The organism is Providencia sp. Me31A, from assembly GCF_050487165.1.
GTDB lineage: Bacteria > Pseudomonadota > Gammaproteobacteria > Enterobacterales > Enterobacteriaceae > Providencia.
In genome coordinates this window covers 32,821-59,132 of the sequence record NZ_JBKQGZ010000021.1, presented here as the reverse complement: position 1 = coordinate 59,132, position 26,312 = coordinate 32,821, and the positions used below count along the sequence as shown (strand labels likewise).

23 protein-coding genes are annotated in these 26,312 nt (G+C 41.7%); 6 read left to right on the top strand and 17 right to left on the bottom strand.

What is annotated here, in order from left to right; genetic code table 11:
* Positions 1 to 10: 10 nt before the first annotated feature.
* The gene (locus ACLPIE_RS16995; RefSeq protein WP_430262900.1) at positions 11 to 568 is read left to right on the top strand and encodes a helix-turn-helix domain-containing protein; all 558 of its coding nucleotides are present in this window, start codon (positions 11 to 13) and stop codon (positions 566 to 568) included.
* Here ACLPIE_RS16995 and ACLPIE_RS16990 read toward each other — a convergent pair.
* The 5 genes from ACLPIE_RS16990 to ACLPIE_RS16970 all read right to left on the bottom strand — a co-directional run bounded on the left by ACLPIE_RS16990 (position 565) and on the right by ACLPIE_RS16970 (position 4,468).
* Positions 565 to 1,227: an alanyl-tRNA editing protein gene (locus tag ACLPIE_RS16990; protein WP_430262899.1), complete on the bottom strand. Its 663-nt coding sequence runs from the start codon at positions 1,225 to 1,227 to the stop codon at positions 565 to 567. The two genes, ACLPIE_RS16995 and ACLPIE_RS16990, sit on opposite strands and share 4 nt — an antisense overlap.
* 207 nt (positions 1,228 to 1,434) lie before the next feature.
* Positions 1,435 to 1,719 (bottom strand): acetolactate synthase small subunit, encoded by a 285-nt coding sequence (gene ilvN, locus ACLPIE_RS16985; protein ID WP_430262898.1) that lies wholly within the window; start codon positions 1,717 to 1,719, stop codon positions 1,435 to 1,437.
* 2 nt (positions 1,720 to 1,721) lie between these two features.
* Entirely contained in the window at positions 1,722 to 3,419 is a 1,698-nt protein-coding gene (gene ilvB, locus ACLPIE_RS16980) for an acetolactate synthase large subunit (RefSeq protein WP_430262931.1), read from the bottom strand.
* Between the two features lie 103 nt (positions 3,420 to 3,522).
* A complete protein-coding gene (ivbL, locus tag ACLPIE_RS16975) occupies positions 3,523 to 3,612 on the bottom strand; it encodes an ilvB operon leader peptide IvbL (RefSeq protein WP_219249565.1) in 90 nt (29 codons plus the stop codon).
* 337 nt (positions 3,613 to 3,949) lie between these two features.
* A complete protein-coding gene (locus ACLPIE_RS16970; protein ID WP_430262897.1) occupies positions 3,950 to 4,468 on the bottom strand; it encodes a single-stranded DNA-binding protein in 519 nt (172 codons plus the stop codon).
* 449 nt (positions 4,469 to 4,917) lie between these two features.
* Between ACLPIE_RS16970 and uvrA the strand changes: the two genes are divergently transcribed.
* Positions 4,918 to 7,752, top strand: coding sequence for an excinuclease ABC subunit UvrA (gene uvrA, locus ACLPIE_RS16965; protein WP_430262896.1), 2,835 nt, complete (start codon positions 4,918 to 4,920; stop codon positions 7,750 to 7,752).
* Positions 7,753 to 8,219: 467 nt separating this feature from the next.
* Here the strand turns inward: uvrA and ACLPIE_RS16960 are convergent, their stop codons facing one another.
* From ACLPIE_RS16960 to dnaB, 3 genes are all read right to left on the bottom strand, one after another.
* Positions 8,220 to 9,416: an amino acid aminotransferase gene (locus ACLPIE_RS16960; RefSeq protein WP_430262895.1), complete on the bottom strand. Its 1,197-nt coding sequence runs from the start codon at positions 9,414 to 9,416 to the stop codon at positions 8,220 to 8,222.
* Positions 9,417 to 9,518: 102 nt separating this feature from the next.
* Positions 9,519 to 10,601: an alanine racemase gene (alr, locus tag ACLPIE_RS16955; RefSeq protein ID WP_430262894.1), complete on the bottom strand. Its 1,083-nt coding sequence runs from the start codon at positions 10,599 to 10,601 to the stop codon at positions 9,519 to 9,521.
* A 112-nt stretch (positions 10,602 to 10,713) separates the two neighbouring features.
* Positions 10,714 to 12,126: a replicative DNA helicase gene (gene dnaB, locus ACLPIE_RS16950; protein ID WP_110592477.1), complete on the bottom strand. Its 1,413-nt coding sequence runs from the start codon at positions 12,124 to 12,126 to the stop codon at positions 10,714 to 10,716.
* A 213-nt stretch (positions 12,127 to 12,339) separates the two neighbouring features.
* Here dnaB and ACLPIE_RS16945 point away from each other — a divergent pair, with 213 nt between their 5' ends.
* Complete coding sequence (locus ACLPIE_RS16945) at positions 12,340 to 13,323, top strand: quinone oxidoreductase (RefSeq protein ID WP_430262893.1); 984 nt, start codon at positions 12,340 to 12,342, stop codon at positions 13,321 to 13,323.
* 186 nt (positions 13,324 to 13,509) lie between these two features.
* Here the strand turns inward: ACLPIE_RS16945 and dusA are convergent, their stop codons facing one another.
* From dusA to ACLPIE_RS16915, 6 genes are all read right to left on the bottom strand, one after another.
* Positions 13,510 to 14,490, bottom strand: coding sequence for a tRNA dihydrouridine(20/20a) synthase DusA (gene dusA, locus ACLPIE_RS16940; protein WP_430262892.1), 981 nt, complete (start codon positions 14,488 to 14,490; stop codon positions 13,510 to 13,512).
* Between the two features lie 511 nt (positions 14,491 to 15,001).
* On the bottom strand, positions 15,002 to 15,211 hold the full coding sequence (locus ACLPIE_RS16935; RefSeq protein WP_430262891.1) for a YdgH/BhsA/McbA-like domain containing protein: 210 nt from the start codon (positions 15,209 to 15,211) through the stop codon (positions 15,002 to 15,004).
* Between the two features lie 290 nt (positions 15,212 to 15,501).
* Positions 15,502 to 15,975, bottom strand: coding sequence for a DUF6882 domain-containing protein (locus ACLPIE_RS16930; protein ID WP_430262890.1), 474 nt, complete (start codon positions 15,973 to 15,975; stop codon positions 15,502 to 15,504).
* 3 nt (positions 15,976 to 15,978) lie between these two features.
* A complete protein-coding gene (gene uriH / locus ACLPIE_RS16925) occupies positions 15,979 to 16,914 on the bottom strand; it encodes a uridine-preferring nucleoside hydrolase UriH (protein WP_430262889.1) in 936 nt (311 codons plus the stop codon).
* Positions 16,915 to 17,012: 98 nt separating this feature from the next.
* The gene (locus tag ACLPIE_RS16920) at positions 17,013 to 19,172 is read right to left on the bottom strand and encodes an ornithine decarboxylase (protein WP_430262888.1); all 2,160 of its coding nucleotides are present in this window, start codon (positions 19,170 to 19,172) and stop codon (positions 17,013 to 17,015) included.
* A gap of 273 nt (positions 19,173 to 19,445) precedes the next feature.
* The gene (locus ACLPIE_RS16915) at positions 19,446 to 20,459 is read right to left on the bottom strand and encodes a mechanosensitive ion channel family protein (RefSeq protein ID WP_430262887.1); all 1,014 of its coding nucleotides are present in this window, start codon (positions 20,457 to 20,459) and stop codon (positions 19,446 to 19,448) included.
* A 154-nt stretch (positions 20,460 to 20,613) separates the two neighbouring features.
* On the opposite strand from ACLPIE_RS16915, the gene ACLPIE_RS16910 reads away from it, so the two are divergent.
* Entirely contained in the window at positions 20,614 to 21,009 is a 396-nt protein-coding gene (locus ACLPIE_RS16910; protein WP_430262886.1) for a DUF2750 domain-containing protein, read from the top strand.
* 194 nt (positions 21,010 to 21,203) lie between these two features.
* Here the strand turns inward: ACLPIE_RS16910 and ACLPIE_RS16905 are convergent, their stop codons facing one another.
* The 3 genes from ACLPIE_RS16905 to rbsK form a co-directional block, all read right to left on the bottom strand.
* The gene (locus ACLPIE_RS16905; RefSeq protein ID WP_430262885.1) at positions 21,204 to 22,220 is read right to left on the bottom strand and encodes an aldose 1-epimerase family protein; all 1,017 of its coding nucleotides are present in this window, start codon (positions 22,218 to 22,220) and stop codon (positions 21,204 to 21,206) included.
* Between the two features lie 63 nt (positions 22,221 to 22,283).
* Positions 22,284 to 23,591, bottom strand: coding sequence for an L-fucose:H+ symporter permease (gene fucP / locus ACLPIE_RS16900; RefSeq protein ID WP_430262884.1), 1,308 nt, complete (start codon positions 23,589 to 23,591; stop codon positions 22,284 to 22,286).
* Between the two features lie 108 nt (positions 23,592 to 23,699).
* Positions 23,700 to 24,629, bottom strand: coding sequence for a ribokinase (gene rbsK, locus ACLPIE_RS16895; RefSeq protein WP_430262883.1), 930 nt, complete (start codon positions 24,627 to 24,629; stop codon positions 23,700 to 23,702).
* Between the two features lie 168 nt (positions 24,630 to 24,797).
* Here rbsK and deoC point away from each other — a divergent pair, with 168 nt between their 5' ends.
* Positions 24,798 to 25,466 (top strand): deoxyribose-phosphate aldolase, encoded by a 669-nt coding sequence (deoC, locus tag ACLPIE_RS16890; RefSeq protein ID WP_430262882.1) that lies wholly within the window; start codon positions 24,798 to 24,800, stop codon positions 25,464 to 25,466.
* 55 nt (positions 25,467 to 25,521) lie between these two features.
* On the top strand, positions 25,522 to 26,301 hold the full coding sequence (deoR, locus tag ACLPIE_RS16885) for a DNA-binding transcriptional repressor DeoR (protein WP_430262881.1): 780 nt from the start codon (positions 25,522 to 25,524) through the stop codon (positions 26,299 to 26,301).
* The last annotated feature ends 11 nt before the right edge of the window (positions 26,302 to 26,312 follow it).

Below are 26,312 nucleotides of genomic sequence, written 5' to 3'. Positions count from 1 at the left end.
AAGACATATTGTGGATAAAAAAATTAATATAAAAATCGGGCAAAAAGTGCGTTTACTTAGACAAGCAAGGGAGCTTTCACTCAATGAGCTGTCTCGCTTATCAGGGATATCAAAAGCAGCCTTATCCAAATTAGAATCTGGCGACTCTAATCCTCGTATAGATACATTAGAGTCCATTGCTTTGGCATTACGTTTTCCTTTAAGCGATTTATTCATCCGTCAACATGAAGCCTACCCATACTTTATGAAAGGTATGCCATGCGAAGAAGACTACTCGCAACAATTTAAATTTCGCATAAGTCTTGGCAATATTTCCGAGATCTGGCAATTAACTATGAAAAGAGGGGCCATTATCAATAGCCCTGCCCATATGGTCGGCACTCATGAACATATCATGGTGAACTCCGGCTCACTGATGCTACGCTTGCACAATGACCAAAATGTCGTTTTAGAGGCTGGAGATTTTTATGCATTTAGTGGTGATTTTCCCCATTCTTACCTATGTATAGAAGGGGAGATGCAAGCCACGGTCGTCATGACCTATTCCCATATCAGTGATGGAGTTTAGATCGCAATATGCTGAGCATCATAACTAATACGCAGTATCCCTTTTTTAAGTTTCATCGATTTAATTGAGAAATGTTCAATACAATTTAATGAACTAACATGGGTGCCTCCACATGGCATCTCTTCTGTTTGGTCAATATAACTGGTACGTAATGTTCCGTTTTGCTTTATTTCAACCTTTCTACCGCTATTAATACTTTGATTCACAATATCTTCAATTTGCTGACTATCTAATTGCTCAAAAGGAGTCACATTCGTTTCCATCATACAAAACTCCACCCTTGATTCATCAGGGAAGTGATGACCTTTTTGTGCCATCCAGCCAAAACGGCGTAGTTCCCAGTTAAGTAAATGCCCAGCAGTATGTAAGGCTGCATATCGCTGGCGCTTTTCACCATCAATACTGGCGGTTACTTTTTCTGATGGAGAAAAAGTAACCCCATTTGGTAAATAAGCAATGACCAAACCACTTGATTGTTTCTTAATACGAACACTTTTATTATTAACCCAAGCAGTATCTGTGGGTTGTCCACCACCTTGTGGATGAAAAATATTGTCTTTCAATGCAATCCAACACCCTTCATCATCTTTCCCTTGTTCTAACAGGGTTGTTTCAATTTCATATTGATAAGTATTGGTTAGATAGATATTATTTTGCATATTTTTTCACCTTTTTCTATCAGTGTTAGCGGCATAGATCTATTCGTCCATAGCTAAACCATTTTTCTCTTATCTAATAGTTATATCATTAACCGTTCGCTTTAAGAAACCCTAATTTGCTATTTATTGTATTTTATTTTTAGCTATAAAAATAAAATAACCCATGCGATTACATGGGCTATTGAAATTAGAGATTTAGGATAAGAGCTACTGCAAATAATTCTGCATTGTCTCAAAGAGGCGTAAATCGTCACTAAAGCGAACTTCTCGGACATCTTCTAGTTTTTCGACTTGGTTAATCATTTGCGATAAACGCTCATCTTTTTGCACTAGTAACCAAATTCGACTTTCTTCTTTATCTTTAATTGGCATACAAAGGATGCCATCAACGTTAAACGCACGACGAGCGAACAAGCCACAAATGTGTGACATTACACCAGGATGGTTGCGAACAATTAACTCTAAAGCGATTGGGTGATGTTCAAGTGCCATAATTATGCTCCGATCATATCAATATTAGCTGCGCCTGGTGGAACCATTGGATATACCTTTTGGTTTACATCGATCAAGGCATGGATCAAGCAAGGGCCCTTCGTGTTCATAATAGCTTCTAGCGCCATCTCTGGATCTGCTTCATTATTTAAGTCACAAGTTTGCAAACCAAAACCAGAAGCTATCTTAATAAAATCAGTTTGATACGGATAAGCTGCAGCAAATATACGATTTTCGAAAAACAAGTCCTGCTGTTGATGTACCATTCCTAGAGCTTGGTTATTCATCAATATAATTTTGATATTTAATTGGTGCTCAGCGGCAGTTGCCAGCTCCTGAATGTTCATCATCAAGCTACCGTCACCCGAAAAGCAAACAATCGTTTTGTCTGGCTCAGCTAATGCAGCACCAATTGCTGCTGGCAACCCAAAGCCCATAGTACCTAATCCGCCAGAGGTTAACCATTGACGAGGGCGCGACAACGGATAAGCCTGCGCTGCCCACATTTGGTGTTGACCAACATCCGTTGTCACTATGGCATCTTCCCCAGCAGCACGAGCGGTAGAAAGCACCAACCCATAATGATTTAATGGATTATCTGCCTCATTCATATTCAGCGGATATTTATTTTTTAGCTCACTCACTTGCATCATCCACTCGGAACGATCGTTACGCTCAACTAAAGGTAACAATAATTCCAATATTTGCCCTGCATCCGCATGGATAGCAATATCTGGACGCTTAATCTTACTGATTTCGGCTTTATCGATATCCACATGAATAATTTTGGCACTAGGACAAAACTTTTCAGCTTTCCCTATCGCTCTATCGTCAAAGCGGGCACCAATAACAATTAATAAATCTGACTCTTCCATAATCATGTTGGTACTCGCGGCAGCATGCATTCCCAACATACCCAAATACAGTGGGTGGCGCATAGGGATAGTTCCCAGCGCCATCAGGGTCATAGTCGTTGGTAACGAGGCCTTTTCGGCAAATGCAATGGCCGTTTTTGTCGATGCCGAGCTAATAACGCCGCCGCCAAAATACAAAACTGGGCGCTTAGCCTGATTAATCATTTCAGCCGCTTGCAGGACTTTTTCCATATCAAAAGAAGGTGGCTTATCTTTTGGTAATACTTCTGGTATTTCAGTTAGCTCAATTGTGGCTGTCTGCACATCTTTTGGAATATCAATCCAAACAGGGCCAGGGCGCCCTGACTCTGCAATACGAAAAGCATCACAAATGACCTGAGGCAGTTCATTGATACTCCGAACCAAGTAATTATGCTTGGTGACTGGAATAGAAATACCATAAGTATCAACTTCTTGGAATGCATCAGTTCCAATCATCGACGAAGAAACCTGAGCCGTAATACAAACCAGTGGAATCGAATCCAGTTTTGCATCAGCAATAGCAGTAACGAGATTCGTCGCCCCCGGCCCACTGGAAGATATACAAACAGCTGCCTTCCCTGTTGTCCTCGCAATACCTTGGGCAATAAAGCCGGCACCTTGCTCATGGCGAGCTAATATGTGGCGAATTTGCTTACTTTGACCCAATGCATCATAAAAAGGTAAAGCAGCTCCTCCTGGAATGCCGGCAACAATGGTAATACCGTGCTTTTCCAGTAAATGTACGATTAACTCAGCCCCTGTAAAACGACTTTTTTGTGGTGATGTTATGTCCGACTCGCTCATCATATTTATCCTTTGCTTGCCTGCGGACCTGAGCGAAAGGTGATAAAAAACCCCGCTCGGTTTGCGCCGGCGGGGTTTCTAAATCTGCGTTGATTTGTACCCGTTACGGCGCTAAGCCCACGACCACCACCACACGCACGACCACCGCAGCACGTGGCGCGGTTAGTAGTAGGTTTGAGTGATTAAAAGTCATGTTCACGGGATTTTCCTGTATAATTTATTGATTATTGTTTTTCACTTTCTTTAAGAAAACATAAATTTTTAGCCCTGACAATCATTATTTCTTATTTTATTTGCTATTCACCTCAAATGAGATATTAATCACATTCTGTATTGTTAGATTAATAAACTGGGTTTGGTTTAAATTTCAAAATTAAATTTCAGTCAAATATTCGTGTTTTTCACTTAATTTAACGTCAATTTCCATACCGTATGAAGTATGGCACGTATGTATTATGTATAGATAAAGTTAAAGGCCTCACTAGGAGGCCTTTAACTGTGTTTAATTTTATTCTAATGATGATTGGCAATCAGAATGGAATATCATCATCGAAATCCATTGGTGGTTCATTGGTTTGTGGTGCTGGAGCTCCAGAACGTGCTGGTGCAGCACCGCCACTGAATTGTTGCGCTGCTTGAGGTTGTTGAGGTTGACCCCATCCCCCTTGACCACCTTGGTTTTGTGATGAAGCATCACCACCACGGCCACCTAACATTTGCATTGAGCCACCAATATTGACAACTACTTCTGTCGTGTAGCGATCTTGACCGCTTTGATCCTGCCACTTACGTGTTTGCAAAGAACCTTCGATATAGACTTGTGAACCTTTTTTCAGGTATTCCCCTGCAACTTCAGCTAATTTGCCGAAAATAACTACACGGTGCCATTCGGTTTTTTCACGCATCTCACCGGTTTGCTTGTCACGCCAACTTTCAGAAGTCGCCAGAGTCAGGTTTGCCACAGCTCCGCCGTTAGGCATATAACGGATTTCTGGATCTTGTCCTAGGTTACCGATAAGAATTACTTTATTTACGCCTCTGCTGGCCATTTAATACTCCTGATGCATTGAATTTAATCTCTGGATTAGCCGTGGAGTTTACCAACGACCGAGACGATTTGCACCAACAATTGAAATTACGCGGTTAACTTGCGAAACGCTTTCCAAATTTAAGTGGTATTACATAGTGCCTTATTAATATAAGCACAAAATAATTCATACTACATCTATCTTTTCAATAAATTCTGACTTTTGCTTTCCAGTTTCACTATTAATATTTTACTCTAAATAATTCAATCTGAAGCTAGGCGGCAAACGAAGATATCACAGGGAGCACTCAAAAGAATGTGGTCTGCGTCGCTGAGCACGGCCAACAATGCCACGGTTTGAAATATAATCGAGTAAGGAAATATGACAAGTACTGTATATCCATTCAGCCATAAATATGTGATAATAGTTTCTTGCGATTGTTCAATATCAAATCATCTGGGAAGTGGTAAATGGATAATATCGAAGTACGCGGCGCACGCACGCATAATCTGAAAAACATCAATCTCGTTATCCCTCGTGACAAACTAATTGTTATTACAGGTTTGTCAGGCTCAGGTAAGTCATCTTTAGCCTTTGATACCCTTTATGCAGAAGGTCAGCGCCGCTATGTAGAGTCTCTATCCGCGTACGCACGTCAGTTCCTTTCCTTAATGGAAAAGCCGGATGTCGACCATATCGAAGGGCTATCCCCTGCGATATCTATTGAACAAAAATCAACATCTCACAACCCACGCTCTACTGTAGGGACTATCACTGAGATCCATGATTATCTGCGGTTACTTTTTGCCCGTGTTGGTGAGCCTCGCTGCCCTGATCATGATATCCCTCTTGCTGCACAAACTGTCAGCCAAATGGTCGACAATGTCTTGGCTCAGCCAACCGACCGTAAAATGATGTTACTGGCTCCGGTGGTTAAAGAGCGTAAAGGGGAGCACGTTAAACTGCTCGACAACTTAGCCTCTCAAGGTTATATCCGAGCTAGAATTGATGGTGAAGTGTGCGATCTATCAGATCCTCCAAAACTCGAGTTACAAAAAAAGCATACTATTGAGGTTGTTGTCGACCGCTTCAAAATCCGTGAGGATATTGCTCAGCGTTTAGCCGAATCCTTTGAAACTGCACTAGAACTTTCTGGTGGTACCGCTATTGTCGCGGATATGGATGATCCAAATGCTGAAGAATTGGTTTTCTCTGCCAATTTTGCCTGTTCCATCTGTGGTTATAGCATGGTGGAGCTTGAGCCGCGCCTCTTCTCCTTTAATAACCCAGCTGGTGCTTGCCCAAGCTGTGACGGCTTAGGTGTTCAACAGTTTTTCGATCCTGAACGTGTGATCCAAAATACCGAGATCTCACTGGCAGGCGGTGCTATCCGTGGTTGGGATCGCCGCAATTTTTATTATTTTCAAATGCTCATGTCGCTCGCTGAACATTATAAGTTTGATGTTGAAGCGCCATATGACTCGCTCAGTCCCGCTATCCAAAAAATTATTTTGTATGGCTCCGGCAAAGAAACAATCGAGTTTAAATATCGCAATGACCGAGGCGATGTCACTGTACGCCGCCATCCATTTGAAGGCGTGCTCAATAATATGGAACGTCGCTACAAAGAAACAGAGTCAACAGCGGTACGGGAAGAATTAGCCAAATACATCAGTAACCGCCCATGTGTTTCTTGTCATGGAACTCGTTTGCGTAAAGAAGCGCGCTTTGTATTTGTCGAAAATACCACATTGCCTGAAATTGCTGACTATAGCATCGGTCATGCCATGGAGTTTTTCCAAAACTTAAAGCTCACAGGCCAACGTGCTCAAATTGCAGAAAAAGTACTCAAAGAAATTGGCGATCGTCTAAAATTCTTGGTTAACGTAGGGCTGAATTACCTAAGTCTTTCACGCTCTGCTGACACGTTATCTGGTGGTGAAGCCCAGCGAATCCGTTTAGCTAGCCAAATAGGTGCCGGTCTAGTGGGAGTGATGTATGTCCTTGATGAACCATCAATTGGCTTACATCAACGCGATAACGACCGCTTGCTTGAAACCTTAATCCACCTACGTGACCTAGGAAATACCGTCATTGTCGTTGAGCATGACGAAGACGCTATCCGCGCTGCTGACCATGTAATTGATATTGGCCCTGGTGCTGGTGTCCATGGCGGGCAAATTGTTGCCCAAGGTACGTTGACAGATATTGTTAATAATCCAGACTCGCTAACCGGTAAATTTCTCAGTGGTGAGCGCAGAATCGATATTCCAGCCAAACGCGTTCCCGTTAATAAAGATAAAATGCTGACGGTGTTTGGGGCGAAAGGCAACAACCTGAAGAATGTGACATTGAAAATACCTGTAGGTTTATTTACATGTATCACAGGGGTTTCTGGCTCTGGTAAATCAACTCTAATTAATGACACATTATTCCCTATTGCTCAGCGTCAATTAAATGGGGCAACCACCATCACTCCAGCCCCTTACTTGGATGTTGAAGGTTTAGAGCACTTTGATAAGGTTATTGATATTGACCAAAGCCCAATAGGCCGTACGCCACGTTCAAACCCTGCCACCTATACGGGTGTGTTTACACCTGTTCGTGAGCTGTTTGCTGGTGTCCCTGAATCACGGACTCGTGGCTATAACCCTGGGCGCTTTAGTTTTAACGTCAAAGGTGGGCGCTGTGAGGCTTGCCAAGGTGATGGTGTTATCAAGGTTGAGATGCACTTTCTACCTGATGTGTATGTCCCATGCGACCAATGTAAGGGTAAACGCTATAACCGCGAAACCTTAGAGATCAAATATAAAGGGAAAAATATTCACGAAGTGCTTGATATGACTATTGAAGAGTCTCGTGAGTTTTTTGATGCAGTGCCAGCACTTGCCCGTAAGTTACAGACATTAATGGATGTGGGTTTATCCTATATTCGTCTTGGCCAATCAGCCACCACATTATCTGGTGGTGAGGCACAACGCGTAAAATTAGCCAAAGAGTTGTCTAAACGCGGCACAGGGCAAACCATCTATATTTTGGATGAACCAACAACGGGGCTGCACTTTGCTGATATTCAGCAGCTTTTAGCTGTTTTACATCAGCTACGCGACCAAGGAAATACCATTGTCGTCATTGAACATAACCTTGATGTCATCAAAACTGCCGATTGGATTGTGGATTTAGGTCCTGAAGGCGGTAGCGGAGGCGGTGAAATTTTAATTTCTGGTACACCAGAAGAAGTAGCAGAGTGTGAAAAATCACACACGGCAAGGTTCTTAAAAACCATTTTAGAACGCGGCTACTAATGTGCAATGAATACCCTTGTGTTGTAAGCAGGGGTATTCGATACATTCTCCGTGAACACATTCAAAATAACGATATTGATTCGCCTTTAAAGTTCCTCTATAGAAAAATGTATCTTCAAGGCATTAGGCTAAAGTGGTGCCCTTATAAAAAATAAAAATTCTTAGACAAAAATCTCAAGAAATAAAACGAGAGAAAATAAATTTAATCGCATCATAAATCATGGCTATTTCATTCAGTTATAGGCACTGATAAAAAACGCAGGGCTTAGCCTGCGTCAGACTGCTGACAAACATATTATGTTTGGACGGCAAGTCATATAGGTTTTTAAAATAAACTAGGAAAATCAATTCATTGATTTTCGGCTGATAACACAAAGCGGGAAAAACCACGCTTTTATCCCGCTTTGTCAACAACCTCACGCAGGGCTTAGCCTGCGTCTATTTACCTACTATTGAATTAGCTTTAATTATTGGCTAACCGCAGCAAATGCCTCAACAATACGTTTTACATTGTGGCGGTTCACACCGGCCATACACACGCGGCCTGTCCCCACCAAATAAACGGCAAACTCGTCTTTTAGTCGAGCCACTTGTTCCTTAGAAAAACCGGTATAACTGAACATCCCGCGTTGTTTCAATAAGTGATCGAAGTTTTTGGTTGGTAACGCTTTTTTCAGCTCTTCCACTAAAACCGTGCGCATGTCTAAAATACGTAAACGCATTTCTTCCACTTCCGCTAACCATTTGGATTTTTCTGCACTGTCAGTCAGTACAGCCGCAACAATTTTAGCGCCATTGGATGGTGGGCTTGAGTATAAGCGGCGAACTCCCGCTTTCAGTTGGCCTAATACACGGTCGCGCTCGTCTTGGTTTTCACAGATAACGGATAACCCCCCAGCACGCTCGCCGTAGATCCCAAAAATTTTGGAGAATGAGTTACTTACAAATACAGTCAAGCCAGCTTTAACCATCGCTCTGATGGCATAAGCATCTTCATTGATACCTTCCGCAAACCCTTGATAAGCAATATCTAAGAATGGGATCAGTTTGTGCTCAATCGCCACCTTAGTCACTTCATCCCACTGTGCAGGCGTCAAGTCAGACCCTGTTGGGTTATGGCAGCATGGATGCATTAAAATGATGCTGTTTGCTGGCAATTTTTTGAATGTTGCCAACATTTCATCAAATTTTACCCCTTTAGTTTTTTCATCAAAGTACGGATAATAATGTACTTTGGTTCCTGCACCAGAGAAAATGGATGCATGGTTTTCCCATGTTGGATCGCTGCACCAAACTTCAGAGTCTGGGTAGTAATTATGCAAAAAATCGGCGCCAATTTTTAATGCCCCAGAGCCACCAATCGTTTGTATCGTAGCAATACGTTCTTGAGCAATTAATGGGCAATCCTCTCCGAACACTAGTTTTTGCAGTTCGATACGATAATCTTTCAGACCTTCCATCGGTAAATATAGCGATGCACTTGCTGGCAGTTTGTTTAATGTCGCTTTCGCTGTACCTACAGTACCTAGCTCAGGGGTTTTACCTTCGCCATCATAGTAAAGACCGATACTCAAATTGATTTTGTTATCTCGAGTATCTTTATTAAATTCATCCATTAACGACAGGATCGGATCGCCAGGATAAGCATCGACATGTTCAAACACAGGATATCTCCTAATCATTATTGTGCGCTAAATAATTCGAACGATTAATAATCTTATTCAACGTTGTTATTACATTGTTATTTGAAAATAACCCTTTGCTGACTATTCGTCTACATATTCCATCGCAACGCGTGAGGTTAGTTTTGTTAATAACTCATAGTTAATGATGCCTGTTTGTGCGGCAATTTCTTCAACTGGCAGACCATTCCCCCACATAATGGCTTCATCACCAACTTTATCTGTGGCATTTGGCCCTAAATCCACGACGGTCATATCCATAGAAATTCGCCCAATGATCGGCACTTTTCGCCCATTAATTAACACTGGTGTACCTGAAGGGACATTGCGTGGGTAACCATCACCGTAACCTATGGCGACAACCCCTAAGCGTGTGTCTCTGTCACTACACCAAGTTTCACCATAACCAACACATTGGCCAGCAAAGTGTTCCCTAACTGCAATTAGGGTGGATTTTAATGTCATTACGGGCAGCAAACCAAAGTCATCGGCGCTTTTGTTTTCTTGTGGAGATGCACCGTACATCATGATCCCAGGCCTTACCCAGTCATAATGTGCTTCTGGCCACAATAAGATTCCAGCGGATGCAGCAATCGATTTTTCGCCATCTTTGCCTGCAATAAACTGTTCAAAGCAAGCTATCTGATTTACTGTTGTAGGGAGGTGGGGGGCATCTGCTTGGCAAAAGTGACTGACAATATTGATAGGAAGTTCAATATTTTCACAACGTTGTAGTCGTTGGTAAAAACCTTCAGCATCCTTTGGTAATACCCCAAGACGGTGCATACCCGTATCGAGTTTCATCCAAACTTTCAGTGGTCGTGGTAAAACTGCGGCTTTCAGCATGTCCAACTGTTCTACACAATGGATCACGGTATCAATGTGGTGTGCCGCCATTAAAGGCAAATCCGAGGGTTCGAAAAAACCTTCTAATAGAACAATAGGCTTCGTTATGCCCTGTTGTCTCAGTAATAAGGCTTCATTGAGCCTCGCCACACCAAAACCATCCACCAGTTCTTGAACTGCGGTGCCTACCCCTACTAATCCATGACCATAAGCGTTTGCTTTTACAACTGCAATTAATCGGCTATTCGGTGCAATTTCCCTAACCCGTTGCAAGTTATGTCGCAGAGCGCGGCGGTTTATCAATGCGGTTGCCGCTTTCATTATTTCCTCGTTCGATTTTTCTAAATCCGCTAAAAATTAAGCTGCACCTTGGCAGCCTAATGTGTTCTCTTACTTTCTTATACGCTAAAAAGCATCAATTTCCACCCAATATTTAGTCTTCATCATTATACGCAGGCCCCGCATAGTTATCGAAGCGCGACCACTGACCATTAAATGTCAAACGTACCGTACCTATTGGCCCGTTACGCTGCTTACCGAGGATGATTTCCGCAACGCCCTTGAGTTCACTATTGTCATGATAAACTTCATCACGGTAGATAAACATAATCAAGTCCGCATCCTGCTCAATAGACCCAGACTCACGCAAGTCAGAGTTTACAGGCCGTTTATCAGCGCGTTGCTCAAGGCTTCGGTTCAACTGGGATAGTGCTACCACTGGTACATTGAGCTCTTTTGCTAATGCCTTGAGTGAACGTGAAATTTCAGCAATTTCTAACGTACGGTTATCAGAAAGCGCAGGAACTCGCATTAATTGAAGGTAGTCAATCATGATCAAACTCAACCCACCGTGCTCACGGTAAATCCGTCGTGCGCGAGAACGTACCTCGGTTGGTGTCAAGCCAGAAGAGTCGTCGATGTACATATTGCGTTTTTCCATCAAAATGCCCATCGTACTTGAAATTCTTGCCCAGTCCTCATCATCTAGCTGCCCAGTACGAATGCGGGTTTGGTCAACTCGAGATAATGATGCCAACATACGCATCATGATTTGGTTACCTGGCATCTCCAAGCTAAAGATTAAAACAGGTTTTTCTTCTGTCATCGCTGCGTTTTCACATAAGTTCATCGCAAAGGTCGTTTTCCCCATAGATGGACGCGCAGCAACAATAATTAAGTCAGAGCCTTGCAGACCCGCGGTTTTCTTATCAAGGTCTTGGTAACCTGTAGAAACCCCCGTAACCCCATCGTGGGGCTGCTGGTACAGTTGTTCAATCTTTTCAACGGTTTCAGACAAAATAGCTTCGATGCCTTTCGGCCCTTCGTCTTTATTCGCGCGTGACTCTGCAATTTGGAAAACTTTGGTTTCGGCTAAATCCAGTAAGTCTTCGCTACTACGTCCTTGAGGGTCATAGCCCGCATCTGCTATTTCATTTGCTACCGAAATCATATCGCGAACAATTGCACGTTCGCGGACGATGTCAGCATAGGCATTAATATTCGCCGCACTTGGCGTATTTTTTGATAGCTCAGCTAAATAAGCAAAGCCCCCAACGCTATCTAACTCTCCTTGCTGCTCTAAAGACTCAGATAACGTGATTAAGTCAATGGGTTTGCCTTGTTCGAGCAAAAATTGCATCTGAGAGAAAATGGTACGATGTGGGCGGCTAAAAAAGTCTGCATGAGTAACACGCTCTGAGACTGTATCCCAACGCTCATTGTCTAACATTAACCCCCCTAAAACAGACTGCTCCGCTTCGAGAGAATGAGGTGGAAGTTTCAAACCTTCCATTTGATGGTCTCGTGGGGTATCTGTCTTAAAATTCGATGAGGGTTTTTTAGCCATACATTAATATCCAAGTCTATAATTAACCAAGAAAGCCTTAGTATACGCCAATCTGCTTTGAGTTGTGTTTTTCTTTGCGTCTTTCCTTTGCAAGATATAAATCGAAGTCAACAATGCAAAGCACAAACCAATAATTCTTATGATTGAAACGTAGCGTTATGATGGAACGATTGATATTGTAATTAAAATAAATGATCCTTATTGGAGATTGTCATGGCAAAACGTATTGAGTTCGCGCAACATGGTGGCGCTGACGTACTTAACTTAGTGGATTATTCCCCTGCAAATCCTGCAGATAACGAAATTCAAATCGAAAACCGTGCTATTGGGATTAACTTCATCGATACCTACGTCCGCAGCGGTTTATATCCTGTCGCAAAACTGCCTTGTGGCCTTGGTACAGAAGCCTCTGGCGTAGTTGTAAAAACTGGCGCTCATGTCACGGGCTTCAAACCGGGTGACCGTGTTGTTTATGCTCAAGGCCCTCTAGGGGCTTATAGTGAAGTTCATAATGTTCCTGAAAGTGCCGTGGCACACCTTCCCGATGGTATTACTTTTGAACAAGCCGCTGCTAGCTCATTAAAAGGCATGACGGTTTATTATTTATTCCATCAAACTTATCAGCTAAAACGCGATGAAGTCTTTTTGTTCCATGCCGCAGCAGGTGGCGTAGGCCTAATTGCTTGCCAATGGGCAAACGCGCTGGGCGCTAAGATGATAGGAACGGTTGGCTCAGCAGACAAAGCATTAAGAGCAAAAGAGGCTGGGGCATGGGAGGTCATCAACTACCAAACAGAAGATATCGCTGCTCGCGTTAAAGAAATCACTAACGGCGAAAAAGTGAATGTTGTATATGACTCTGTGGGGCAATCCACATGGCTTGCTTCGTTAGATTCCCTCAAACGTCGCGGCTTAATGGTGAGTTTTGGTAATGCATCAGGCCCCGTTACTGGCGTGAATTTGGGTATCTTAAACCAAAAAGGCGGCTTATACGTTACACGACCATCCCTTGGTGTCTATGTCACTAACCGTGCAGAACTTGACCAAGCCAGTAATGCCCTGTTTGATATGATTTTAAGTGGTAAAGTGAATGTGGATGTGCCGCAATCACAAATTTTTGCGCTAAAAGATGCACAAAAAGCTCACACCACAATTGAATCAAGAAAAACGCAAGGCTCAAGTTTGCTTATTCCATAAGAAGCAAAGCTGCGATAAAAAAAGCGCCTACCGGCGCTTGAGGTTGTTGACAAAGCGGGATAAAAACGTAGTTTTTCCCGCTTTGTGTTATCAGCCGAAAATCAATGAATTGATTTTCCTAACTTATTTTCAAAACCTATATGATTTGCTGCCTAACAGAGCTTTTCTATTTATTACAATGAGTTATTAGCATCGGGTCACAAATTCTAACGCTTGTTCCACCACAGTTAAGTCAGCCCCTTTTTTATGGGCATTCTCACTTAAATGACGGCGCCATTGCCGTGCCCCAGGGATGCCTTGGAAAATGCCTAACATATGGCGAGTCATATGGCCTAAATAAGCGCCTTTCGCGAGTTCACTTTCAATGTATGGATACATTTGTCGTACAGCATCCACACCATCAATGATAGGGTAGTGCTCACCAAACAATTGATTATCTACCGCCGTTAAAATCGATGGGTTCTGATAAGCCTCACGCCCTACCATCACACCATCTAAATGTTGCAAGTGCTGTTTCGCTTCTTCCAATGTTTTAATTCCCCCATTAATCGCCATCGTAAGATGGGGAAAGTCGCGTTTTAATTGATAAACACGCGGGTAATCTAGTGGTGGAATTTCACGATTTTCTTTTGGACTAAGACCCGATAACCATGCTTTACGTGCATGAATAATAAACATTTCACAACCGCCTTGGTGAGAAACGGTCTCAATGAAATCACATAAAAATTCGTAGCTATCTTGTTCATCAATACCAATACGAGTTTTGACTGTAACAGGAATAGAAACAACGTCTTGCATGGCCTTTACACAATCAGCAACCAGTTGGGCATCTCCCATTAGGCACGCACCAAAACGCCCATTTTGCACACGATCAGAAGGGCATCCCACATTTAAATTAATTTCATCATAACCACGTTCTTGTGCTAGTTTAGCGCATTGCGCTAAGGCGGCGGGATCGCTACCACCAAGCTGTAATGCCACTGGATGTTCTTCCTCACTAAAAGCAAGATAATCCCCTTTTCCGTAAATAATCGCCCCCGTTGTCACCATTTCGGTATACAACAAAGTATTTTTACTCAGTAAGCGATGAAAATAGCGGCAATGGCGATCTGTCCAATCGAGCATAGGAGCAACGGAAAATCTATTAATGTTCTTGTAGCCTGTCATACCTTGAAAACCCTTGTTTTCACTGTTTTTTATATTTGTCGTGTTTCCGTGCATTTTGACCTATTTCAGTGTAATTCTACCTTATTAGGACGCCTTTAATTGGAGACATCAGTGTCTAAAACTGTCATGGAAAGCATTAAGATGCTGTATTATAACATAGACAAAAGCATGAGAGCAGATGGTTCTGGATAACACATACTGCTATTCCTTTTTCTAAACGTCACCTCATTCTTACCTTTAAAATTCGGCTAATTGGTACTTTTCTAATATTTAGACATATCACGGTCTCTTAAAATAGCTACCTATTAAATAGAAAACAGTAACAATTATATTGTTTTAGACAAAAAAAACCCCGATGTGTTAATTCACATCGAGGGGTTCAAAATTGCTGAAAACGACACTGAATTCACTCAGTGTAAGAAATGGATACTAAAGAGGCTTGCGAGAATTTAAATTAGCTACAACACTACTTTTAGATAAAATATTTCAATAATATATTTAGGCGCTTTTATTATTTAGTTTCAGCACTCATGGTCACGAAATTTCCCATGCGAGCACTAGTAATAGTATAGCTATCTGCACCAGCGGCTTTTGCTTTTGCAGCAATAATAGCTTCTGTTGAATCCAAGGTATCGCCTGTAGCTGTGATTGTTGCTGCGGATGCACCAAATGCTGCCATTGATAATACAGAAGCTGCCATCAGAGTTTTAAACATATTCATAATATAATTCCTTTATCCGTTATTAGGGGAGAGACAACTCATGTTGTCTTCGATGTACGTATCATACAAGTAAAACCAATTTAGGATAAAGCAAATAAAATCGCTGATGATATTCAAATTAACTGAATAAGAATGATAACTTCAAAACAACCTAATTGAAGCAACATTAAAAAAGCCTTGCAAGGTATTGTAGTTGTCTCAATAAGCCATTTACACCGTTCTTAGCATTCTTCCGCCTAGAGTGAACTACCCTAATAAAGTTGGGCTGTTCACTAAGCGGAATGCAAACACTAGATTTGTTGAAGAGAAATATCACCAAATGTCATGTATATCAGTGTGTGACCTACAACGCCACGATAACACCCTTGCTGAGTGTTTAATTCGCAAGCCAATGCTGTTAATTGCCAAGCATCATATTCCTCAATTTGACTGACTCGAGCAGTCAATAAAGCATTATCATTACGTTCACCATAGGCTTTTACTGCAATTGAATCCTGAGCTAAAGATGTTTCAATCGAGCTATTTGCCCAACTCCACATCCAACTTCCTTTGTTTTGATCATAGGTTCCAATGATCTGTACAGGGGCCGTCACCATGATATTGTCTGGCACATGGAAAATAATCGAACCTTGGGTCTGATCGACCGACCAATCTGCCTCATCCAATTTCCATGTATCACAATGAAATTGGTTTTTGGCTTGTAGCGCATTCATACTACGCTCAATCAGCACCTCATAGGGCATGTTTTCTAATTCATTATTCATTGATTACCCTATATTTTTTAATGCATTAATGATCAGTTGCCAAAACTTATGGTGATTTAATTTAACAGCAACTTGAGTGTGGCAGTCTGTCGGAGCTGGGTGACGGAAATCTGCAACTGTCATCCCTAAGGTCAATGATCCTGTTAATTCAATGTCTACAGGCACTTTTTGAGTCGTCATCACGGAGGGATCAATCACATAAGCTACGGCACAAGGGTCGTGTACTGGCGGAGCATCAAAGCCTTGAGCTTGCTTGTACATTTTCCCAAAGAAATCCAGTAATTCGACAACAAATTGCGAACAATCGCTACCAATTTCAGCAATTTCTTTTACGACGTCTGGGGTTGCAAGTGCTTGGTGGGTTAAATCTAGTCCCACCATCGTTAGTGGCCATTTTTCATTGAAAACAATATGAGCCGCTTCTGGATCGATTTTGATGTTAAATTCAGCGACGGCACTCCAATTCCCAACATGGTAGCCTCCCCCCATGAGTACTACCTCTTTAACTCGCTCAACAATACGCGGTTCCAGACGAGCAGCAAGAGCAATATTGGTTAATGCTCCCGTAGGAACGAGAGTCACCGTTTTAGGTGGGTGGGTCATAATAGTTTCGATTATCAGTGAAACTGCATGTCTTTGATCAAGCTTCAATGTTGGCGTAGGTAGTACAGGCCCATCAAGTCCTGAGTCCCCATGAATGTCAGGTGCAACTTCGATATCACGGACTAAAGGACGGACAGAACCTGCGGCAAATGGAATACCGGTGATTTTCGCCATCTCTGCAATAGCGAGTGCATTATGGGTGACTTTTTCGAGGGTTTGATTACCAGCAACGGTTGTTACTGCCAATAAATCAATATCTGGGTTGCCATAAGCCAGTAATAACGCGATGGCATCGTCATGGCCGGGGTCACAATCGAGGATTATTTTCTTGCTCATACCTTACCTTATTAAAATTGGAGTCAGAAATGGCACTGACTCCAATTTAGCGAGCTAGCAAGGTAAAATCTATACTTACTATCTGAATATCCAAAAATTTATTTTAAAACATGTGCATAGATACGTTTCTTCTCACCTTCATTTTTGGAAATATAAACGCCCTGCACTTCAGGAGCAAAGCCGGGTAATGCATTGATACCGGTTTCTAACGCTTTGAAATAACGTAGCACAGGCCCTGACCATACTTCGCCGGGAACAACACATAGCACGCCCGGAGGATACGGTAAGGCCCCTTCAACAGCAATACGCCCTTCTAATTCATCTAGTGGCAATAATTCACAATTACCACGAATAAACGCTAAATGTGCTTGTTGAGGTGCCATTTTCACTTCAGGAAAATGGTCTTTGCGAAACATTTCCTTTTGTAGCTGCTTAATGTTGTCATTCACACTAAGCTGATGCATTTCTTGGCATAAACGGCGTAAAGTATAGCCTTGATAATGATCTTGATAACGTTGATAAATAGAGGGCAAAACATCCTCTAATAATGCATTTTCATCAAGTAGCTGCTCAAAACGCACTAAATGAAAGACCAATAACGCTAATTTTTCCTGAGTTTCCGCAGGTGTTAACAAAAACAGTATCGAATTTAAGTCACATTTCTCTGGGATCACACCATGCTCGCGTAAAAAATGTGCCAAAATTGTCGCAGGAACACCGAAAGCTTCATATTCACCAGTTTCACTATCGATACCCGGTGTCGTTAACATCAGTTTGCAAGGATCTACAAAATATTGATCCTGTGCATAACCGTCAAAAGCATGCCAACGCTCTTGCGGAATAAAGTTAAAAAAGCGTTGCTCGGCAGCGATTTGCTCCGTTGGGTATTCATGCCACAATACGCCATCAACCTTTTCAGGAACAAAGGGTTTAAAATAACGACAGTGCTGGAAAATGGACTTTCTTACATCAATCCCCACTTTCACACAATCCATCCACATTATTTGACCTGCATCACCTTCGTGAATACGTGCATTGACATCTAAAGATGCAAACAATGGATAAAAGGGACTTGTCGAGGCGTGTATCATAAAGGCGTTATTGAGTTTTTTGTGTGAAACAAAACGCTCTTGCCCCTTGATATGGTTGTCTTTTTTATGGATTTGTGACGCCTGAGAGAAACCGGCCAGTTGCTTGTGAACAGATTGAGTCACCATAATACCTGGGTCGTTTTCATTTAGTTCCAATAGTAATGGAGAGCATTGGCGCATCATTGGAATGAATTGTTCGTAGCCTACCCATGCAGAGTCAAATAAAATGTAGTCACATAAATGACCTATTTTATCAACAACTTGCCTTGCATTATAGATAGTACCATCATAGGTTCCAAGCTGAATCACCGCCAAGCGGAATGGCCGTTTCGCTTGCGCTTTTTCCGGCATAACTTCTCGGATAAGTTCACGTAAATAAGTGTCTTCGAAACAATGGGCATCAATGCCACCAATAAAACCAAAAGGGTTACGCGCAGTTTCAAGGTAAATAGGGGTTGCACCAGCCTGAATCAGCGCCCCATGATGGTTTGACTTATGATTGTTACGATCAAATAAAACCAAATCCCCCGGTGTTAATAACGCATTTAGCACCACTTTGTTGGATGAAGATGTACCATTAAGCACAAAATAGGTTTTATCTGCATTAAACACTTTCGCTGCAAATTTCTGTGCTTCTTTCGCTGCACCTTCGTGGATCAACAAATCCCCCATCGCGACATCTGCATTACACAAATCTGTACGAAATAGGTTTTCACCATAAAATTGGTAGAATTGCTCCCCCGCAGGATGACGGCGGAAAAACTGCCCACCTTGGTGTCCAGGGCATGCAAAAGTGACATTATGCCCCGCAGCATAATCCATCATTCGAGCAAAAAATGGAGGTAATAGCTGCTCAATATATTGATTTGCTGCATCAAGTAATTGGCGGCTATTTTCTTCGCGCAAAGAAGGTGCTGGCGGCAATAATGCCGTCAAATAGGGCGGAATATTTTCTTCTGATGGCAGCTGTTTATCACTGATGATAAACAGCGGAATACTGAGCTTACTCTCAACAACCCTTTTCCACAGCCCTTGATTGGCATCTTGTTCAGATAGCACCACCGCAGCAATATTGTTTAACTGTGCATCGCGAATATCTACCCACTGAAATTCACTCGTAAAATAGATTACGACCCCCTGGCTACATGCCACTTTGATTTTGTTCATAGCAGTCTGGATCTTAGTTAGCTGAGGAAAAAGAGGCGGTCAATATACTTGATAGGTAGGGGAATTGGAATGACTCACGCAGATACAAAAAAATAGATAATCCGAAAAGTTAATTATTTTTCATAAGTTATTGGTTAATAGCATAAAAAACCCAACCATTAACATTTAGTTTACTGAGATTTTATTTCAAAAATATAGTTGAAAACAGATAAACCAACTAATTAATGATTTTTTGGCCATCAATTAGTCGGTCAATATCTTCTGTACGGGACGTTAGTTGTTTTTTTCCACATACAATGTTTGAGATGGGTATGCAAAGTCAGCATCATGGTGTTTGACGATATCAATAATCTTCAAATAGACCTTTTGCTGAGCAGCCAACCACTCTGCCCATACCGTCGTTTTGGTGAAACAATACACCATAATATTCAACGATGAATCCGCGAAGGCATCAAAATACACCAGCAACGTTTGCCCTGTATCAATATTTTCATCTTGTTGTAACATAGTACGGATATCATCGACAATCACACCGATTTTGTCGGCATCTTCATAGCGTAGACCAATTTCCGTTTTAATACGTCGATTCGTCATACGCCCTGGGTTTTCCACACTGATGGAAGAGAAAACGGAGTTTGGAATATATAAAGGACGGTGGTCAAAAGTAATAATCTTGGTAATTCGCCAACCAATTTCAACAACGGTTCCTTCAATATTTCTATCTGGCGAACTGACCCAATCACCAATGTTAAATGGCCTGTCAAAGTAGAGCATCAACCCAGAGAAAAAGTTACTTAAGATATCTTTACCGGCCATACCGATAGCGATACCACCAATACCGCCAAATGCCATCAGCCCTGATAGACTCATGCCAAAGTGCTCACCAAATAGTAGCACCATGACGACAATCATCGCGGTTTTAAACACGCGAGCCACAATACGGGCGGAGGTAGGGTCACTCCCTTTTTTTATCTGCGTTTTTTCCAAGCGGTTAGCTAATTGAAAAAGTTTTCGCATTAAGAGCAATGCTATCAATACTACCGTAACAAAACTCACTAACGATGTAGAAATAAACGTCAAATCAAAGTCACTTGCTGCCATGTCGACATATTGTGCAATAACAATAATGACACCACAAAGCACAAGGGTTTGAATAAAATGAACAAGAATGCTTTTGTGTTTGTGTTTACGTCTTTTATGAAGAATTTCAAAAACCAAATAAATAGCGAGACAGGCCGCTATCAACGTCATTCCTATGGCATATTTTTCAAGTAATGCTTCTATCATGTCTAACCGCCCTAAAATTCATCTGATAGATATATTTTTAATCATTTTACTGTACGTTGTTTTACATTATCGTATTATTAAGATAACAATTATAAATAATATTTTCCCAATAATTATCAATTACTTTTTAGACTATCCAATAATGAGCTTCTCTATGTTTTTACCTAATGAAAAAGAAATTCAACATGTTTTGGCGCTCGCGTCTTCACAAAAATATACCTATTTTATTAGTAAAATTGCTGACTGGGAGCAAGTTTGGAGTGTCGGTGATGGGCAAAATTTAGCCACCTCATGGGATGATGAAAAGCACCTCTCCCTACCTCTATGGGCTGCCAAAGCCTATGTTGAGCTATGTTTAACCGATGAATGGGCGAACTTTACACCAATGCAGTTTAGTCTTGAACACTTAATGACAGAAATTTTACCTGATATGCATGAAGCGAATATTAGCGTTGCGTTGATGATGCAGCCAGATGGAAGAAAAACACCTGTTTATAATGCGGCGGCATTGCTTGCGGATTTAAAAGCAGAGTGCCAACAATATGAATAAAAAGCAGCAACTTGCTGCCTCAGACTGCTGACAAACCTATTATGTTTGGCAGCAAGTCATATAGGTTTTGAAAATCAACTAGGAAAATCAATTCATTGATTTTCGGCTGATAACACAAAGCGGGAAAAACTACGCTTTTATCCCGCTTTGTCAACAACCTCAGGCAGCAACTTGCTGCCTTTTGTCACGAAAAACTACCGTTCAATACCCGTTGTGACAGCAAACTCTCGTGTCTGCCCTGCCTCTAACCAAATCAGGGTTTGACTCTTCTTCGCCGCTAAAAAACCTTCTGGCCGACAAGTGGCGGGTAAAACAAATGCACCAACCTTTTGGTCACCATTGTATAAAATCCAACGAGTCGCGTAATTTAGCTCACTCGATTTAAAACGCGTGACAAACACGTTTCCTGTTGGTGAAGTCATTCTAAATTCAGGCTCGGCCGTATATTGACTAAGATTATCCATAAAAAACACAATTTCAGGATCGCACATATTTGGCTGATTAAGCTGACTTAGCGTGACTTTTCCTGATTTTAAAGCCTCATTAAACTCAAGCCATTTCTCCGTTGGCTGTACATGCCTCGGTATCGACTCACGCAACTTAATTGCCTGTTCTGGGATATTTTGAGTCAGTGTTGCATTATCCACATAGGCATAATTCATATGACACATATATTGCAGAGGCATGGGGACAGAGGCTAAGTTCTTGACAGACATATGAATATCAAATAATGCGCTACCGGAGGTTAATTGCACCGAGGGTGTTGCTCGGTAATGATGACCAAAACCCATCACATACTCATATTCCCCGACCACTTTTAGACTTTGGTCAGCCAACTCAAGCCATGCACTATCCATTGATGCGCAAGGCATTTCTCCATGTAATGGGTGAGAATCTTCTGGCGATGGGCAACCGTTACTGATTAAACCTGAATGGAATGCAAAACAACCATAAGTTTCAACGACAGTTGGAACCAGTTTTGGCGCTGAAAACATATTTTCCATTTTCAGATTTTGGCCACAAAATTCCGCATCCCAAATCATCTGCCCTAAAAAAGGCAGAATCGTTAAGTAACCTTGCTGATTTTCAATTCTGAGCCCTTCCACCCCAGTATGATAACGAAATGTGGTGGCGGTAAAATGGTCATTTTTTAAAATAAGCGTTGGCTTTTCCGTAAATAAGCTTTTGTGAAGAGGTATTAATGTATTCATTTTCATACTCACGGTTTAATAAGGTAAATGGGATTGGGTAGTTCACACTACCCAATTTGAGCACTATTTTGCGGATTGTTTCGCTTTAAAGCGGCGTTCCCCCACAAAGTAAATACCGACATACACAAAGCACAGCATGGAAACGAGGAATGAAAGCTGTAATGAATGCAGCATATCTGCAACGTAACCTTGGACAGCAGGGACAACAGCCGCACCGACAATCGCCATCACGATGACGGCTCCCGCCATTTCAGTGTGTTCATTATCAACCGTGTCCAAAGTGCCTGCATAAATGGTTGCCCAGCAAGGCCCAAACAGAATACTGACCATCACCGCTGCATAGACAGCCGTAAAACTCGGAATAAATGCAACATAAATCAAAAATAATGCACCAATAATCGAGTAAATAATCAATACTTTTTCTGCGTTAAAACGAGTCATTAAAATATTGGCGATAAACTTTCCAATAAAGAAGCAGGCAAAGCTATACACCATAAAATTCGATGCATCGCGTTCGTTAATATCCCCCATCTCTAGTGCTAAACGGATAGTAAATGACCATACTGCGACTTGCATTCCAACATATAAGAATTGGGCAATGATCCCTTTTCTAAAGCGGCTATTTTTCGCTAAATATTTGAGTGTATCCAATGCTGATGGACGTTTATGATCTTGCGTTTCCGCGACCTTACATTTAGGAAACTTAGTAATCAGGAATAGGATCATCACAACCACCAATACCATAATCATATAGCGGTACGGTTCCAGCGTGTTTTCTAACATGGCTAAACGGAATTCATGGATTTGATCAGCGTTCATTCCTGCCATTTGATTTTGTAAGCTATCCCCTTCAGAAAAGACGAGGTATTTGCCCAGCAGAATCCCACCCGCGGCACCAATTGGGTAGAAAGTTTGGCTAATATTTAAGCGCAGTGTGGCGTATTGTTTAGGGCCAATCATTGAACTATAAGTATTCGCCGCAGTTTCAAGGAAACTTAAACCAATTGCAATCGCAAAAATAGCGGCTAAAAACATGGTGTAAGTCGCCATATGAGAAGCAGGGAAGAACATACTGCAACCGGCGATATACAGGATCAACCCAACCATGATCGCATATTTATAGCTGGTTTTTTTGATAACCAAAGAGGCTGGGATCGCAATCAAAAAGTACCCACCATAGAATGCGCTTTGTACTAAAGCAGAGGCGAAGTTACTGAGTTCAAAAACACTTTTAAACTGTGTGATTAAAATATCATTCAATGCTGCGGCACATCCCCACAGGGGGAATAGGCACGATAGTAGGATAAATTGGAATAGAGGAGTCTTACTCAGGTAGCCATCCGGTAACTGAGTGATGTTCTTAATGTTCATAGTAAGCCTTATATTTTTATAATTTATACCCTGTGAGATTTTATTCAGCTCTAAGGGCTGATTTATACATCAAAGGGTATATAGCTACGTTGGACTATTATTATTTAGCTACTCATTAGCTGTGTTGATTTGTACAAATTCGTTAAATTGCTCAACGCTTGGATAAGAAGATTGAGTGCCTTTTCCTGTCACACTGAAAGCCGAAAACATAACCGCTTTTTTCAGCGCTTCTTCAATATTCCCTGTATGCACATAGTAATGAGAGAAGCAGCCGATAAAGGCATCTCCCGCACCACTGGTGTCAATGGCATTCACTTTGATTGCAGGTATCAATAGCTCGCTATCACGAGTCATCCATAATGCCCCTTTATCTCCTAATGTTACGATGACATTTTTTAATCCTTTATCCAGCAACGACTGTGCAGCACAGCGAATATTGTCCATCGTATCTACTGGCATATTAGTTAAAATCTCTAATTCCGTTTCATTAGGAACAAAGAAGTCACAACGGCAAGCAAAATCCAGATCAAGCGTACGCTGCGCGGGTGCAGGATTAAGCAACACTGGTATCCCATTTTTATTACCGAATGAAATCGCGTGATAAACCGTCTCAAGCTGTACTTCTAATTGCAGGACGATCAATTTACATTTTTTCAGATCTTCTGCCGCGCGATCGATATCTTCTGGGGATAAAAACTTATTCGCACCTTTGACAATCAAAATACTGTTTGATGAGTTTTGATTAACAAAAATAGGGGCTACACCGCTTGAAGTACAAGGCACTTTTTCAACATAACGGGTGTTAATGCCATAAGACTCAAGGTTACGAATAGTATTATCTGCGAAAATATCATCACCGACTTTCGTTAACATGATCACTTTTGAGTTCAACTTAGCAGCAGCAACTGCTTGGTTTGCTCCTTTACCGCCGCAACCAATTTTGAAAGCTGGCGCTTCTAACGTCTCGCCTTCTTTTGGCATTTGATCGATGTAAGTGATCAAATCAACCATGTTTGAACCAATAACTGCTATATCCATAATGTCCCTCGTGTTAAATAAATCACATAATGATATGATAATAACATTATCATGTTGCAAAAATATCATTTGTGATTAGGATCTCGAATAACGAATGTTCAAGTGTTATATCTACCACATTTCCTCATTCTTTGTTGTCTATTCCACATTTATATAGGAAAGTTGAAAATGCAAGACTTAGCAAAATATATTGATCACACTTTACTCGCAGCTAATGCCACTGTTAGCGATATTAAAACATTGTGTGCCGAAGCGGCAGAGCACCATTTTGCATCCGTGTGCGTGAACACGGGTTACGTCCCTTTAGCCAGTGAGCTTTTAAAAAACAGCGACGTTAAGGTTTGCTGTGTGGTAGGCTTTCCATTAGGGGCTTGCTTAACAGAAGCGAAAGCATTTGAAGCCGCTGAAGCTGTTCGCCGTGGAGCCGATGAAGTGGATATGGTTATCAACATCGGGATGCTAAAAAGTGGCGACCTTGAGTTTGTACGAAAAGATATTGAAGCCGTTTTCACCGCTTGCGGTAAAGCAACACTAAAGGTTATTTTAGAAAATTGCCTGTTAACTGACGAAGAAATTACTCAGGTTTGTGAAATTTGCCGCACAATTAAAGTCGGTTTTGTGAAAACTTCAACAGGTTTCAGTACAATGGGCGCAACCGAGCACCATGTAGCACTGATGCGTAAAGTGGTTGGCAGTGAAGTCGGCGTGAAAGCATCCGGTGGTGTACGTGACCGCGAAACAGCGATTAAGATGATTGAAGCTGGCGCAAATCGTGTTGGTGCAAGTGCTAGCGTTGCCATTGTCACAGGCAATCATACCAAACCAAGTGACTATTAAGTGATGGGGCGCGGGTCAACCGCGCCAATTTTGTGTATTAAAAAAGGATTGTAGGGTGATAGAAACTAAGCAAAAAGAACGCCTTCGCCGCTTAAGTGAATGTTTAAAACGTTCGGGACGCATTCATCTTAAAGAAGCCGCCAGAATACTCGAAGTTTCAGAGATGACCATTCGTCGAGACCTTAGTGCAGACACTGAAGGGCCGATCCCCATGTCACTCCTTGGTGGTTATATTGTTTCTGTTACTCAACCTGCTAATTTCATTCCCCAAGAGCCTCAAGCCGACATTTTCACCCCCGATCAAACCGAAGAATTATATATTCCTAACCTTGCAGCAAGTATGGTCACTGAGGATGACGTGATCTTTTTTGATAATGGTATTGAAATGGCGACGTTGATATCCCTCATTCCTGATGAGATCAATTTCACCGGTATTTGCTATTCACATAACGTTTTTCTCGCCCTTAGCCAAAAGAAAAATGCTACGGCGCTATTATGTGGTGGGGAATATCACCCTAAAAGTGATTCTTTTTATAACCCCTCGTTCCCTTCATTACTCGATTCAATCAATCCGAAAAAAGCTTTTATTTCGGCGGCGGGAGTACACAGCAGCTTTGGCGTAACTTGCTATAATCTTGATGATTTACTCATGAAGAAAAAAGCGATGGAAAAATCTATTCGTAAGATTTTACTCGCCCCTTATAACCTATTTGATGAAGTCGCTACGGCCAATATGGGCGAATTGTCACAATTTGATGTGATAGTCACAAATAGGCAGCTTTCTGATGAGTATGAAACATATTGTCGCAATGGTTTTGTGAAAGTAATTTATTAAAATTATCAATC

Excerpts from the sequence above, each read along its gene's own strand:
- ACLPIE_RS16990 (WP_430262899.1), bottom strand. The coding sequence starts at position 1,227 with ATGCAAAATAATATCTATCTAACCAATACTTATCAATATGAAATTGAA.
- ilvN (WP_430262898.1), bottom strand. The coding sequence starts at position 1,719 with ATGGCACTTGAACATCACCCAATCGCTTTAGAGTTAATTGTTCGCAAC.
- ilvB (WP_430262931.1), bottom strand. The coding sequence starts at position 3,419 with ATGAGCGAGTCGGACATAACATCACCACAAAAAAGTCGTTTTACAGGG.
- ivbL (WP_219249565.1), bottom strand. The coding sequence starts at position 3,612 with ATGACTTTTAATCACTCAAACCTACTACTAACCGCGCCACGTGCTGCG.
- ACLPIE_RS16970 (WP_430262897.1), bottom strand. The coding sequence starts at position 4,468 with ATGGCCAGCAGAGGCGTAAATAAAGTAATTCTTATCGGTAACCTAGGA.
- uvrA (WP_430262896.1), top strand. The coding sequence starts at position 4,918 with ATGGATAATATCGAAGTACGCGGCGCACGCACGCATAATCTGAAAAAC.
- alr (WP_430262894.1), bottom strand. The coding sequence starts at position 10,601 with ATGAAAGCGGCAACCGCATTGATAAACCGCCGCGCTCTGCGACATAAC.
- dnaB (WP_110592477.1), bottom strand. The coding sequence starts at position 12,126 with ATGGCTAAAAAACCCTCATCGAATTTTAAGACAGATACCCCACGAGAC.
- ACLPIE_RS16945 (WP_430262893.1), top strand. The coding sequence starts at position 12,340 with ATGGCAAAACGTATTGAGTTCGCGCAACATGGTGGCGCTGACGTACTT.
- dusA (WP_430262892.1), bottom strand. The coding sequence starts at position 14,490 with ATGACAGGCTACAAGAACATTAATAGATTTTCCGTTGCTCCTATGCTC.
- ACLPIE_RS16935 (WP_430262891.1), bottom strand. The coding sequence starts at position 15,211 with ATGAATATGTTTAAAACTCTGATGGCAGCTTCTGTATTATCAATGGCA.
- ACLPIE_RS16930 (WP_430262890.1), bottom strand. The coding sequence starts at position 15,975 with ATGAATAATGAATTAGAAAACATGCCCTATGAGGTGCTGATTGAGCGT.
- uriH (WP_430262889.1), bottom strand. The coding sequence starts at position 16,914 with ATGAGCAAGAAAATAATCCTCGATTGTGACCCCGGCCATGACGATGCC.
- ACLPIE_RS16920 (WP_430262888.1), bottom strand. The coding sequence starts at position 19,172 with ATGAACAAAATCAAAGTGGCATGTAGCCAGGGGGTCGTAATCTATTTT.
- ACLPIE_RS16915 (WP_430262887.1), bottom strand. The coding sequence starts at position 20,459 with ATGATAGAAGCATTACTTGAAAAATATGCCATAGGAATGACGTTGATA.
- ACLPIE_RS16910 (WP_430262886.1), top strand. The coding sequence starts at position 20,614 with ATGTTTTTACCTAATGAAAAAGAAATTCAACATGTTTTGGCGCTCGCG.
- ACLPIE_RS16905 (WP_430262885.1), bottom strand. The coding sequence starts at position 22,220 with ATGAATACATTAATACCTCTTCACAAAAGCTTATTTACGGAAAAGCCA.
- fucP (WP_430262884.1), bottom strand. The coding sequence starts at position 23,591 with ATGAACATTAAGAACATCACTCAGTTACCGGATGGCTACCTGAGTAAG.
- rbsK (WP_430262883.1), bottom strand. The coding sequence starts at position 24,629 with ATGGATATAGCAGTTATTGGTTCAAACATGGTTGATTTGATCACTTAC.
- deoC (WP_430262882.1), top strand. The coding sequence starts at position 24,798 with ATGCAAGACTTAGCAAAATATATTGATCACACTTTACTCGCAGCTAAT.